This is a genomic window from Rhizobium sp. Leaf262 (assembly GCF_001422245.1).
GTDB lineage: Bacteria > Pseudomonadota > Alphaproteobacteria > Rhizobiales > Rhizobiaceae > Agrobacterium.
Genome location: NZ_LMMM01000007.1, coordinates 159,779 through 173,254, shown reverse-complemented (window position 1 = coordinate 173,254; position 13,476 = coordinate 159,779). Strand labels below are relative to the sequence as shown.

General features: G+C 58.7%; 10 protein-coding genes and 2 pseudogenes. 8 read left to right on the top strand and 4 right to left on the bottom strand.

Going from position 1 to position 13,476, the window contains the following annotated elements; genetic code table 11:
- The first annotated feature begins 50 nt into the window (after positions 1–50).
- A complete protein-coding gene (locus tag ASF29_RS09805) occupies positions 51–623 on the top strand; it encodes a biotin transporter BioY (protein WP_062450500.1) in 573 nt (190 codons plus the stop codon).
- Positions 620–1,054: a DUF1284 domain-containing protein gene (locus tag ASF29_RS09800; protein ID WP_082453444.1), complete on the top strand. Its 435-nt coding sequence runs from the start codon at positions 620–622 to the stop codon at positions 1,052–1,054. The genes ASF29_RS09805 and ASF29_RS09800 overlap by 4 nt, the downstream gene beginning before the upstream one ends.
- Here ASF29_RS09800 and ASF29_RS09795 read toward each other — a convergent pair.
- Entirely contained in the window at positions 1,044–2,129 is a 1,086-nt protein-coding gene (locus tag ASF29_RS09795; protein WP_062450498.1) for a hypothetical protein, read from the bottom strand. The two genes, ASF29_RS09800 and ASF29_RS09795, sit on opposite strands and share 11 nt — an antisense overlap.
- Positions 2,130–2,496: 367 nt before the next feature.
- On the opposite strand from ASF29_RS09795, the gene ASF29_RS09790 reads away from it, so the two are divergent.
- Positions 2,497–3,642 carry a site-specific DNA-methyltransferase gene (locus ASF29_RS09790; RefSeq protein ID WP_062450497.1) on the top strand — a complete coding sequence of 382 codons (1,146 nt, stop codon included), beginning with the start codon at positions 2,497–2,499 and terminating at the stop codon, positions 3,640–3,642.
- A 409-nt stretch (positions 3,643–4,051) separates the two neighbouring features.
- Here ASF29_RS09790 and ASF29_RS09785 read toward each other — a convergent pair whose 3' ends face one another.
- Genes ASF29_RS09785 through mutY form a run of 3 tightly spaced genes read right to left on the bottom strand, consistent with a single transcriptional unit; the run spans position 4,052 to position 6,066 of the window.
- Positions 4,052–4,339, bottom strand: a complete 288-nt coding sequence (locus ASF29_RS09785) for a putative quinol monooxygenase (RefSeq protein WP_062450496.1) — start codon at positions 4,337–4,339, stop codon at positions 4,052–4,054.
- Positions 4,340–4,354: 15 nt separating this feature from the next.
- A complete protein-coding gene (locus ASF29_RS09780) occupies positions 4,355–4,966 on the bottom strand; it encodes an HAD family phosphatase (protein ID WP_062450495.1) in 612 nt (203 codons plus the stop codon).
- Positions 4,966–6,066, bottom strand: coding sequence for an A/G-specific adenine glycosylase (gene mutY, locus ASF29_RS09775; protein WP_062450494.1), 1,101 nt, complete (start codon positions 6,064–6,066; stop codon positions 4,966–4,968). The genes ASF29_RS09780 and mutY overlap by 1 nt, the downstream gene beginning before the upstream one ends.
- Positions 6,067–6,146: 80 nt before the next feature.
- Here mutY and ASF29_RS09770 point away from each other — a divergent pair, with 80 nt between their 5' ends.
- From ASF29_RS09770 to ASF29_RS23925, 5 genes and pseudogenes are all read left to right on the top strand, one after another.
- Positions 6,147–6,656, top strand: coding sequence for a DUF721 domain-containing protein (locus ASF29_RS09770; protein ID WP_062450493.1), 510 nt, complete (start codon positions 6,147–6,149; stop codon positions 6,654–6,656).
- 137 nt (positions 6,657–6,793) lie between these two features.
- On the top strand, positions 6,794–7,474 hold the full coding sequence (locus ASF29_RS09765) for a DsbA family protein (protein WP_062450492.1): 681 nt from the start codon (positions 6,794–6,796) through the stop codon (positions 7,472–7,474).
- 243 nt (positions 7,475–7,717) lie between these two features.
- The gene (locus tag ASF29_RS09760) at positions 7,718–11,182 is read left to right on the top strand and encodes a chromosome segregation SMC family protein (protein WP_062450491.1); all 3,465 of its coding nucleotides are present in this window, start codon (positions 7,718–7,720) and stop codon (positions 11,180–11,182) included.
- A 345-nt stretch (positions 11,183–11,527) separates the two neighbouring features.
- Positions 11,528–12,031, top strand: a pseudogene (locus tag ASF29_RS25095) (MCP four helix bundle domain-containing protein); the annotation flags it as partial.
- Positions 12,032–12,121: 90 nt separating this feature from the next.
- A pseudogene (locus ASF29_RS23925) lies at positions 12,122–13,386 on the top strand (methyl-accepting chemotaxis protein); the annotation flags it as partial.
- Between the last annotated feature and the right edge of the window lie 90 nt (positions 13,387–13,476).

The window sequence follows — 13,476 nt, the reverse complement described above, 5'->3', positions numbered from 1 at the left end:
ACAAATCTTCCTGTGTTTTCAAATTATCTATAATTCAACAGGAGGACCTGATGTCCATTCAAATACCCGGTGCAAAAAGATCATTCCTTCATCCTTCGTCCCGATCCTTCGTGCAGCAGGCGCTTTTTGTGGTTGCGGGAACATTGGTGCTTGCCGTTGCGTCCAAGATCGCGGTGCCGATGGTGCCAGTTCCCATCACGATGCAGACCTTTGCAGTGACCATGATCGGCGCTCTCTATGGCTGGCGCCTCGGCAGTCTGACGGTGCTGGCATGGCTGGGTGAGGCCATGATGGGCCTACCTGTTCTGGCGGGAACGAGCACTGGTCTTGCACCCTTTGTCGGACCAACCGCGGGCTATCTCATTGCATTTCCGCTCATGGTGGCGATGGTGGGCCTTTTGACGGAGAAAGGGGCCGATGGTCGTCGCCCGGTTTCAGCGTTTCTGCTGCACCTCGCTGCCAACGTCCTTTGCCTTGCTCTTGGCTGGGCATGGCTTGCGGGCGTGGTTGGCGCACAAGCGGCATGGATTGCCGGGGTTGCCCCCTTCGTCATCGGCGCAATCCTGAAGTCGGCTCTGGCCGCCGCTGCACTCGTTGCAATACGCGGCCGGACCGCCAAGTGACGGTTCGCCTCAGAGCCCACCACCTTCTTTGCATGCTGACCTATGTCGGCAAAGGTTACACTCCCGGCTTCACGGTCAATTATGACCGTGTCGCTGCGCGCCTGAACAATGGCGAAGACATCGAAATCGTCTCAGGGCCGGACGATATCTGCGCTCCGCTGTTGAACGATTGTGAGGCTCACTGTTTCGCGAAAGGCGTCGTTGTACGGGATACAGCGGCGCTCGCGGGTATAGGCGCATGGCTCGGCAAAAGCCTGGAGGTCGGCCATCGTCTGTCACCCGAAGGAAGCCTCATCGAAAAGCTGCGGTCTGGCTTTCAGGCTGGCAGTCTCCGGCAGGCATGCGAAGGCTGCCAATGGGCGGGGCTTTGCGACCGGGTCATGGCGTCGGGATTTTGCGGCGTCAAAGTCGCGCCAACGGTCAGTCGGTAATGTTCAGATCGGTACGCTCGGCGGCTTTCACCGTGGCGGTGACTTCCTTCGGTTCACGCTTGATCTTGTCGTCATAGGTCACCTTCACGGAATAATTGCCGGGGTGCAGCGTTTCCTGATGTGTCGTGCCGTAACGCCCTGAAATTTCCTTCTGGGTACCCTGCAAGTCCTTGGTCGTTTCAAGAATATCGATGCGCTGTGCGTCGGGGGCTGTCACGGCCAGGACGCCCGCGTCCAGATTGACGGTGACATTGGTCCGCTGGCCGGCTTTGACGGAAAAGGGAATTTCCGCGCTCACCTTGCCCAGCCTGGCACGCATCACGAAATCGCCCGCGGGCATCTGCATCATCTTGTCGACACCATAGGTACCGGTAAGCGTGTCGCGGGTGCCATCCAATGTTTCCGTTGGCAGCAGGGTTTCGAAGCGAATATTATCCGTCTCCACCGCGCGACCGCCGTCCTTATAGACGGCATTGGCAATGACGACGCCACTTGGAATGATAAGGTCCTCGCTGACGGTTTCGCCTGCTTTTACGGTGATCGTCTTTTCGGCGCGCGCCGGGCCGATGCGCCCGTCCAGCTTCAGCTCGCCCGCGGGAACGAAGATTTCTTTCGAGCCGTAGATACTGTCACTGAAAGCCGCACCCTGTGTCACGTCGACACGTGCCTGTGGCTCGGCCTCCTTGCTGTCCTCGCTCCGCTTGGGGACGATGGTCAGTTGGGCGGCCTCGAAATCGACCTTCAGTTCGACCACGGAGCCGTCCTTGATTTCGACGGGCATTTCGCGGCTGATGTTTCCAAGGCCTGCAACGGCAATGTATTTCCCGGGCGGAAGCTTTTCCTCGAACGTCGCATCATAGGCACCGCCGACATTCTCGTCACTGCGCCCGCCAGCACTGTCCACCTTGTAAAAATCCCAGCGCACCTTGTCGCTGTTGCCGAGAGACGGCCCGCCCTTCACCAGCGCGGCGTCGGTGCGCACGTTGATCTGCGGCTTCGGAGCAGGCGGCGTTGCGGTTTGTGCCAGGGCAGTGCTGGCGAAAAGCGTAGTAACGACAATGATGGAAACGCGCATTCTGAAATTACCCCTGCAACCCTTGACCCTCGCCCACCATACAGATGGCGCGCAAAATTCCGAAATCACAACGTTAAAAGTGACGTCCGGTTCCATTACTCACCATTGAATTGCCAACGACTGAAAAACAACGCATCGATTCTTGACTCCAGCGAGGGCTAAATGGCTTACGCGCTCGCTAATTTCGCAGCGATAATCTGGCGCTAGGTCAGCTCTTTCCTACCCTGGGCGATGCCGGTGATTTCCGCACAAAGCGTATTTTTTTACGCACTTAGCCCATTTTCTTACAGCGCGTTCAGTCTTTGATAACCAACTTCGGTAACCATAAGCATCAGTTTAGTTGAGTAAGCGTATGGAGCGAGTACCAATGGCATCAGTGTTTCCGCTGGCCGATTTTCGGCGTGCCGGTTTTGATCTTGCAGGTGACAGCGATGCCTGGAAAGACAGCATCATCAAGGGTGACTGCGTGGCCGCGCTCGAGGCACTTCCCAGCCAGTCCGTCGATGCGATTTTTGCAGACCCGCCCTATAACCTCCAGCTGGGCGGCACGCTCCACCGCCCGGACCAGTCTCTCGTCGATGCCGTCGATAATGATTGGGACCAGTTCGCATCCTTCGAAGCCTATGACGCCTTCACCCGTGCATGGCTTTTGGCCTGCCGCCGTGTGCTGAAGCCCAATGGCACCATCTGGGTCATCGGCTCCTATCACAATATCTACCGCGTCGGTTCTATTCTTCAGGACATGAACTTCTGGATTCTGAACGACATCGTCTGGCGCAAGACCAACCCGATGCCGAATTTCAAGGGTCGCCGGTTCCAGAACGCGCATGAGACCATGATCTGGGCCAGCCGCGATGCGAAGGCCAAGAGCTACACCTTCAATTACGAAGCCATGAAGGCATCCAATGACGATGTGCAGATGCGCTCCGACTGGCTGTTTCCGATCTGCAGCGGCGGCGAGCGCCTGAAGGGCGATGATGGCAAGAAGGTCCACCCGACCCAAAAGCCGGAAGCCCTGCTGGCCCGCGTCATCATGGCATCCACCAAGCCCGGTGATGTCGTGCTCGACCCGTTCTTCGGCTCCGGCACCACGGGTGCGGTGGCAAAGCGTCTGGGCCGCCATTTTGTCGGTATCGAACGCGAGCAGGATTATATCGATGCGGCGTTCGCCCGCATCGCAGCGGTCGAGCCTCTGGGCAAGGCGGAACTGACCGTCATGACCGGTAAGAAGTCCGAGCCGCGCGTTGCTTTCAACGTTCTGCTCGAAAGCGGCCTGGTTCGTCCCGGTCAGGTTCTGACGGATGCCAAGCGTCGTTACAGCGCCATCATCCGTGCCGATGGCACGATCGCATCTGGCGGCGAGGCTGGCTCCATCCATCGTCTCGGCGCGAAAGTGCAGGGGCTGGATGCGTGCAACGGCTGGACCTTCTGGCACTTCGACGATGGCGAAACCTTGAAGCCGATCGACGATCTCAGAACCGTCGTTCGCAACGAAATGGCAAAGGCCGGATAAGAGCGATCCACCGCTTCGCCCTGCCATGCGGGCCATCGATGGCCCGACATGCTTCATCCGGTTTTAGTACCTTCAGTCCCGGATGAAGAGTGAGCAACGCCCGGCGTTTCCCAGCGTCGGGCGTTGGTATTTGTGCTAACCGTATTTTCTAAAATATATCAATTGCATGGCAAGTTTGGAGCAAGTAAGAGAGTTTAGCACCTTTGTCCAAGGGAGAGACAATGAAGCCGCTCGACGCATCCGCAGCGAAATCCAAGAGGTTTCGTGCAATCGAGATGCAAGAATAAAAAAGCGGTATTTTCCCAATACGACATTAACAAATCTGGCCGCTTGCGGCCGGACTGGTGCAGGTTGAAGACCGCCATTTTCGCCTGCACCAGACATTCTCTTTCCCCACGCTCAACGATGTCTATTCGTCTTTGCGAATGGTGTAATCGCGTGGAATTCCCTGCGTCACAATAAACCATTCCGAGCTTTTGATACGCTGTTGATGCGCGTCAAAAGCGGCCTGATCTGAAAATATCTCCGAAACGAGATATCGCCCTTCCACATCCGGGCTGGCTACGACTTCGAAGGCCATGCAGCCCGGTTCGGCAAGGGTAAGTTCAATGTGCAGCGGCAACGCGTCAGCCACGGCTTGCCGACGATCTGGCGGAACATCGATATGGCCTTGCAGATAAATCTTTTCGTCTGACATGGTTTCGTTCCCGGATCAGGCCTTGATGCCGAATTCGGCCAGATCGGCCTTCAGCTTTTCAGCACCGGTGAAATGCACGGCCTGCCATCCGGCAGCTTTTGCGCCTTCGACATTCGGGAATGAATCGTCAATGAAAATGCTACTCGCCGGGTCCAGTCCGAAGGTCTGCGCGTGCAATTCATAGATCGCCACATCGGGCTTGATCAGACCGACATCGCCCGACACGGTCACGCCGCGTGACAGGGTAAGGAAGGGGTACATCTTCTGCGCTTCGCGGAACGTGTCTGAGGCGAAGTTGGTGAGCATGGTCACGTCGTGACCTGACGCGATCAGGCCTTTGAGAATGGCGACAGAGTCGTCATAGGAATGCGAAACCATTTCGTGCCAGTGCAGGCGAAAGGCGCGGATGGTCTTTTCGTGGTCGGGATAGTGCTGCAAAAGCAGGGCTTCGGCCTCTTCCCATGTACGGCCCCGATCCTGTTCCAGATTCCATTCATGTGTGCAGACGTTTTCGAAGAACCACGCGCGTTCTTTCTCATCGGGAATGAGGCGGCTGTAGGGAATGTTCGGGTCGTAATGGATCAGAACCTTGCCGATGTCGAAAACGATGTGATTGATCTTGGTCATCAATTTTTCCTGCTTTTATCGAATGCGAGAGGAATAGCCTGAGAGATGGCTTTTTTCATCACCGTCGGCAGCGCCTGGGCATCAAGATTTGTGACCGGCTCCCACCATTCGTCATTGGCGCCAAATCGCGGTGTGCCGTGGATTTTGGCGCGGTAGATCGAAAGCCGAAGCTCGAAATGGGTGAAGACGTGCGTAATCGCACCTGCCGCCTCCCAATCGGCGTCGAACGGTGCATGCTCCACGTCCGTGCCGCCATCGATCCGCGCTGTCCATGCGGTTGTCGGCACCTCCGTCATGCCGCCCAGCAGCCCGGTTTCGATCCGGCGGCGCAGCAGGATTTCACCTCTGTCATTCACCACCACGAAGGCGGCACCAACGCGCACCGACTTTTCCTTCTTGGCCGCCTTCACAGGAAAGCGCTCCGGCTCATCCTGTGCAAGCGCCAGACAATGGCTGTTGTAGGGACAGAGCGCGCAGGCCGGACGCTTCGGCGTGCAGATGGTGGCCCCAAGGTCCATCATCGCTTGCGCAAAATCCCCCGGACGGTCGGCAGGCGTAATCTCCGCCACCTTCGCCCGCATCACGCCCTTGGAACCGGGCAGCGGGGCGTCGATGCAAAACAGGCGGGAAATCACCCGCTCCACATTACCATCCAGCACCGCCGATTGCCTGTTGAAGGCAATGGCCGCAACGGCTGCTGCCGTATAATCGCCAATGCCGGGAAGCTTCTTCAAGCCCTCCTCGGTATCGGGAAACACGCCGCCATGCTCGTTGGCAACGGCTTCGGCACATTTCTTCAGGTTACGCGCGCGGGCATAATAGCCAAGCCCCGCCCACGCAGCCATCACGTCCTCGCTGGGGGCAGCTGCCAGATCCTCGACCCGAGGCCATAGCGCCAGAAACTTGGCGAAGTAAGGCTTCACCGCCTGCACCGTCGTCTGCTGCAGCATCACTTCCGATAGCCAGACGTGGTAGGGATTGGCCCGCAAACCCTTGGCCGTCATCGGAGGCGAGGTGCGCCATGGCAGGTCGCGGTGGTGCCGGTCGTACCATGCCAGCAGCATGTCCGCGTAAGGCGGGTTTTCGATTTTATGAAGCATGGTTTGCTGTGGCCCTCGTATTGCGCCTATACTTGGTTCATCCGCTTGCGCCGATCAAGCCGCGAGTTGCAGAGGTGAGAATGAAAAAGCCCCGCAAAGGCGTTATACAGATTGCCGAAATCGCAAACGGCATCATCGATCCGGTTCTGGCGAAACGCGCTGGAATCAGCACGTCTTTGCTCGGCTCCTGGGATGAAATCGCAGGAAGCGATTTTGCAGATTGCACCCGCCCGGAAAAAATCACCTGGCCGCGTCGTGACGAGGGACCGGATCGCGGCGGCTATCAGCCCGGCGTTCTGACCATTGCCTGCGAAGGTGCGCGTGCGCTGTTTCTGACCCATGCACAGGGTGAGCTTATTTCCCGCATCAACGGCTTTTTCGGCTTTCCCGCCGTGCGCCAGATCAGGATCGTGCAGAAACCTGTTTCGCAGACGCTGAACCGTCGACCCAAGCCGCAGCCGTTGCGCGGCGATGCCGCCAGACGGCTTGAAGGCATGATGGAAGGCATTGAAAGCGAGGCTTTGCGCAAGGCCGTGGAGCGCCTGGGAACCGCCGTTATGCAGAAGCGAAAAGCAGGCCGGACGATTTGAAGCAGTCTTTCGGTCAAGACTGTCCTTGACTGGTCACAATTCTTTGACAAGAAGAAGAGAAATGGCCGCTTGTTCTGAACAAGTGGCCGCGATATCGCAATTGCAGACGATTCCAGTCTTTCACACATAGGTGCTTGATGCATTTTCCTGAATTCAATATCACCCGCCGCAATCTTCTGGGCGGTGTCGCCCTTGCCGCAGTGGCCGCGGCACTTCCTTTTGCCCTGACGCCCAATGCGGCACTTGCGCAGGATCTGCCAGAATCCTCCGGCAATGTGGACATGGCCGAAGTGCTGAAGCCGGGTCCGCTGCCGGACCGCGCGCTGGGTGATGCGAATGCACCGGTTAAGATCGTCGAATATATGTCGATGACGTGCCCGCACTGCGCGCATTTCCACAACACGACCTTCGAAGAAATCAAGAAGAAGTATATCGACACCGGCAAGGTCTACTTCATCATCCGCGAATTCCCGTTCGATCCGCGTGCTGCCGCTGCCTTCATGCTGGCCCGTTGCGCACCTGAGCAGCAGTATTACCCATTCGTCTCGATGCTGTTCAAACAGCAGCAGACATGGGCAACCGCGCAGGATGCCCGCGCAGCACTGCTGCAAATGTCGAAACTGGCCGGTTTTTCACAGGAGACATTCGAGGCCTGCTTGACGAACCAGAAGCTTCTGGATGATGTGAACGCAACGATGCAACGCGGTGCGACGGAGTTTGGCGTCAACTCGACCCCAACCTTCATCATCAACGGAAAGCGCTACGCTGGAGACATGTCTGTGGAAAATATGTCGGCTCTTGTCGACAGCCTTCTGTAAACCCTTCCGTTTCGACATGACGGGCGGCCCTATCAGGCTGCCCTCATTCCTGTGCCTGTCACAGGAATCCAGTGCGCCCAAGGACTTGGGCGCGAAAGACTCTGCTTTTGAAGAGGATTGTTCATTCACGGCGCAGACGCGCCGTGGCTGGATTCCTGTGACAAGCACAGGAATGAGGGGAGTGGGGTTAGCCGCTGTCCTGCCAAACAGGCCCTTATTTCTCTTGAAAACGGGCATGGCAGCATGAAGTTCAACAAGCTGGGCCTGCTCGGCTTCAAATCCTTTGTCGAGCCTTCAGAATTCATCATCGAGCCGGGCCTGACCGGCGTCGTTGGTCCCAATGGCTGCGGCAAGTCCAACCTTGTCGAAGCGCTTCGCTGGGTGATGGGCGAGAATTCCTACAAAAACATGCGCGCATCCGGCATGGATGACGTCATCTTTTCCGGCTCCGGCAATCGCCCGGCCCGCAACACCGCCGAAGTCGGCCTTTACCTCGACAATTCCGACCGCACCGCGCCCGCCGCCTTCAATGATGCCGATGAAATTCAGGTCACGCGCCGTATCGAGCGTGAGAACGGCTCGGTCTATCGCATCAATGGCAAGGAAGCCCGCGCCAAGGATGTGCAGCTTCTATTTGCCGATGCCTCCACCGGCGCACGCTCGCCGTCCATGGTGGGGCAGGGGCGTATCGGCGAACTCATCAACGCCAAACCGCAGGCACGTCGGCAACTTCTGGAAGAAGCCGCAGGCATCTCCGGCCTGCATTCGCGCAGGCATGAGGCGGAACTGCGGCTGCGCGCCGCCGAGGCCAATCTGGAGCGGCTGGAAGATGTCACGGCACAGCTGGAAAGCCAGATCGAAAGCCTGAAACGGCAGGCGCGACAGGCCAACCGCTTCAAGATGCTGTCGGCGGATATCCGAGCCCGCGAGGCGACTTTGCTGCATATTCGCTGGGTGGAAGCCAAACAGGCCGAAGGCGAGGCGGAAAGCGCGCTTAATCAGGCAACAAATCTGGTTGCCGAAAAGGCGCAACGGCAGATGGAAGCCGCCAAGGCGCAGGGTCTCGCCAGCTTCAAGCTGCCGGAACTGCGTGAAAACGAGGCCAGGGTCGCCGCCGCCCTGCAACGCCTGCAAATCGCCCGCACGCAACTGGATGAAGAAACCAACCGCATCCTGCGTCGCCGCGATGAGCTTGCCCGTCGTTTGACGCAATTGGGTGAGGATATCGAGCGCGAAGAGCGCATGGTCTCCGACAATGCCGAAATCCTCGCGCGTCTGGATTCGGAAGAAGCTGAAATCCTGGAAATTCTGGCTGACGCGGGTCGCACCTCCGAGGAAACCCGCGAGGCTTTCGAAGAGGCCGCCGCCAAGCTGGCCGAGAGCGAGCGGGTTTTCGCAAGCCTTACCGCAGAACGCGCCGAAGCCTCCGCCAACCGCACGCAGCTTGAGCGCACCATCCGCGATCTGGCCGACCGGAAGGCGCGGCTTGAGCGTCAATCCGCGGAAGCTTCTGCCGAAATCGACACTATAGACGAAAAGCTCTCCGGCCTGCCGGACCCTTCGGAAAAACGCGAAAGCGTAGAAGCCGCCGAAATATCAGTCGAAGACGCGTTGATCGTGGTAGAAGAAGCGGAAACGGCGGTAGCGGAGGCGCGTTCGGCGGAAGCCATGGCGCGCGGCCCGGTGGAAGCCGCCCGCAGCCGCCTGAACGCGCTGGAAACCGAAGCACGCACCATCTCCAAAATGCTGGCCGCCGGTGCTGTCTCCGGTTCGTTTACGCCGGTGGCGGAAGAGCTGAAGGTGGATCGCGGCTTTGAAGCAGCTCTCGGTGCTGCCTTAGGGGATGACCTCGAAAGCCCGCTCGACCCAGCCGCCCCGGCCTATTGGACCGCGAATGGCGAAGGTGCTAGCGACCCGGCGCTGCCGGATGGCGTGTCCTCTCTGCTGGCCCATGTCGCAGGCCCGGACGCGCTGAAACGCACCTTGCGCCAGACGGGTATCGTCTCAAACGTTGATGACGCCAAACGCCTGATGCCCGCGCTGAAACCCGGCCAGCGCCTTGTTACTAGGGATGGCGCGCTGTTTCGTTGGGACGGCCATATCACCAGTGCCGATGCGCCCGGAAACGCCGCACTTCGGCTTGCCCAAAAAAACCGTCTGGCCGAACTGGAAAGCGAGGTCGAAGAGGCCCGTTACGCTTTAGAGGAAGCGGAAGAGCAGCTTGCCGCCAGCGCCGACGAGATTCGTCTGGTGGAAAGCCAGCTTGCTGATGCGCGGGAGCGTAGCCGCCTTGCATCTCGCCAGTTGGTCGAAGCCCGCGATGCACTTTCCATGGCAGAACGCGCCTCCGGCGATCTGCTGCGCCGCCGCGATATCGTCTCCGAAGCGATCAACCAGATCGGTGGCCAGATCGAAGATATCGCCGTTCAGGAAGAAAATGCCCGCATCGAGCTGGAAGACGCTGCCGATCTGTCCGATCTCGATCTGCGCCTGCGCGAAAGCCAGCTGGAGGTCGCGACCGATCGCAGCCTTGTGGCCGAAGCCCGCGCGAAGCATGAAGGCCTGAATCGCGAGGCAGAGGCCCGCCAGCGTCGCATCAATGCCATCGCGCAGGAGCGTGGCACATGGCAGGCCCGTGCCGCCAGTGCCAGCGGCCATATCGCCACCCTGCGCGAGCGCGAAGACGAAGCCCGCGACGAACTTGCCGAACTGGATATCGCGCCGGAAGAATTCGATGAGAAGCGCCGCGATCTCCTGACGCAACTGCAAAAGACCGAGGAAGCCAGACGGCAGGCTGCCGACCAACTGGTCGAAGCGGAAAACCTGCAACGCGAGGCAGACCGCACCGCGACCATCGCGCTGTCTGAACTGGCGGAAGCCCGCGAAAAACGTGGCCGCGCCGAAGAGCGCCTCGTCTCCGCCCGCGAGAAACGTCAGGAAGGCGAACATCGCATCCGCGAAGCGCTGAATGTCGAGCCTCATATGGCATTCCGGTTGACGGGCCTGGCAGTCGATGCGCCCATGCCTGAAATCCGCGATGTCGAGCGTGATCTGGACCGTTTGAAGATCGAGCGCGAACGGCTGGGTGCGGTCAACCTGCGCGCCGATGAAGAGCAGGCCGAGCTTTCCGAAAAGCTGGCGGCGCTGATCAAGGAACGTGACGACATTATCGATGCCGTGCGCAAACTGCGCGCCGGCATCCATAATCTCAACCGCGAGGGCCGGGAGCGTCTGGTCGCCGCCTTCGATATCGTCAACACGCAGTTCCAGCGGCTGTTCACCCACCTCTTCGGCGGTGGCACGGCGGAGCTACAACTGATCGAATCCGACGATCCGCTGGAGGCTGGCCTCGAAATCCTCGCCCGCCCGCCCGGCAAAAAGCCGCAGACCATGACGCTGCTGTCCGGCGGCGAGCAGGCCTTGACCGCCATGGCGCTGATCTTTGCCGTCTTCCTCACCAACCCCGCGCCAATCTGCGTGCTGGACGAGGTGGATGCCCCGCTCGACGACCACAATGTCGAGCGTTACTGTAACCTGATGGACGAGATGGTGGCGTCTACCGAAACGCGCTTCGTCATCATCACCCACAACCCCATCACCATGGCCCGCATGGATCGCCTGTTCGGCGTCACCATGGCAGAGCAGGGCGTGTCGCAGCTGGTTTCCGTCGATTTGCAGATGGCGGAGCGGTTGATCGAGACCGTTTGACGCCTCGGAGCCGGAAATATTGAGGTTTTCTCTGGCAGATGACGTAACGTGAACTACTATGTTTCATCTATTAATGAGATATAATCTTCGCACATATTCTCTCACAGGCTGTATTTCGTTTGCTTGTGAATAAAAACGATCACCTTTTGATTGGTGCAATCGTCTTCTTGGAACTGCATTTGAGAAAATAACGAGCAATCTGCATATTTTATATGCATTATAGCTGTATTTCACATCTAATTAATTGTTCAGTATCACCATAAATCTCCAAATCGTGCATCTTAGCGGGGCCTGTCGTAAGAGCTGCCGACAATCACGGTAGATGTTTCATATTGGAGGCTCACCATGTCTATTCGCATTAAGCTCCTCTCCTGCATATTCTTGCTTGTTGCTATACTTTCTGCGACGTCGGGCTTTGCACTTTATGCTTTGAACGAAGAGTCGGATTTGACGCGCAGCATCGTGGCGGATCGGGTGGTGCCCATGGGGCAGCTTAAGTCCATTTCCGATGATTATGCCGTCAAGATCGTCGATACCGTCCACAAGGTGGATGCGGGAACGATGACCGGGGCAGAGGGAAGCAAGAATATTCAGGATGCGATGCAGGATATCGATAAATCCTGGAAGGATTACACGGCAACCTATCTCACCGATGAGGAAAAGCGGCTGGTTGCCGAGTTCGAAACCCTGCGCCAGACCGCCGACCCGAAAATCAAGGCAATCGGAGCGCTTCTGACCAGCGGCGATAAGAGTGAGCTCAGCAATTTTGCCAAGGTTGAACTGTATTCTATCGTTGATCCGCTCAGCAATTCCGTCTCTAAACTGACGGCGATCCAGCTGACTGCCGCCAAGGAGGGCATGCAGATCGGTGAAGATTTGCGTCTGTTCATCCTCAAGACGATGGCGGTTCTAGGTGCTATCGCTCTGATCATCGCCGCACTATCCGTCTTCATCGTCGTTCGTGGCGTCCTGAAACCGATCCAGGCAATGACCGGCTCCATGTCGGCCTTGACGGAAGGCAATGTCGAACTCGAAATTCCCGGGGCGGATCGGACGGACGAGATTGGTCAGATGGCCCGCAATGTCGTCATCTTCCGCAACAACGCCATCGAGCGTGCACGGTTGGAAACCGAAGCCGAAGCCAATCGTTCGCTGTCGGAAAAGGAGCGGATCGCCCGCGAAGAACAGAAGGCAAGGGAAGCCGCAGATACGAGTTATGCCGTCGATAATCTGGCCGATGCCCTGTCGCGGCTTGCCGATGGTGATGTCTCCTATCGCATCAGCCAGCCTTTCGTGCAGCATCTGGATGCAGTGCGCTCTAACTTCAACGCCTCTGCTGAAAAGCTGCAGTCGGCGCTGAGCCGGGTGGCGCAAAACGCTCGCGGCATCGATGCCGGTGCCAACGAAATCCGCTCGGCTGCCGACGATCTGGCCAAGCGCGCACCGAACAGCAGGCTGCATCGGTGGAAGAAACCGCAGCAGCGCTGGAGCAGATCACCACGACCGTGAAGGACTCAACCAAGCGTGCGCAGGAGGCCGGTCACCTCGTGGCCAGGGCCCGCACCGGTGCCGAACAGTCCGGCAATGTCGTGCGCAAGGCCGTGGTTGCCATGGAGCAGATCGAAAAGTCGTCGTCTGAGATTTCCAACATCATCAGCGTCATCGACGAGATCGCCTTCCAGACCAACCTTCTGGCGCTCAACGCCGGTGTGGAAGCGGCGCGTGCTGGTGAGGCAGGCAAGGGCTTTGCAGTCGTGGCGCAGGAAGTGCGTGAACTGGCGCAGCGGTCTGCCAGCGCTGCCAAGGACATCAAGGCACTGATCACCACATCGAATGCGCAGGTTCAGGAAGGCGTGCAGCTGGTCGGCGAGACCGGTCGCGCCTTGGAGACCATCGTTACCGAAGTGCAGGAAATCAACCGTCACGTGGTCGCCATCGTGGATGCGGCGCAGGAGCAGTCCTCCGGCCTGCAGCAGATCAACACGGCGGTCAACCAGATGGATCAGGACACGCAGAAGAACGCTGCCATGGTGGAAGAGCAGACGGCGGCCAGCCACGGCCTTGCGAAGGAAGCAGCCTCGCTGAACCATCTTCTGGGGCAGTTCAAGTTGGGTCATGACGGGCAGGGCGCCTACAGCGCCGCGCCGGTTCGGACGGCCACGGCCAGCGAACGTCCGGCGCTGCTTTACGGCGTGCTTCTGCTGNGACGGGCAGGGCGCCTACAGCGCCGCGCCGGTTCGGACGGCCACGGCCAGCGAACGTCCGGCGGCATCGCCTGCACGTGCGCTGGGCCG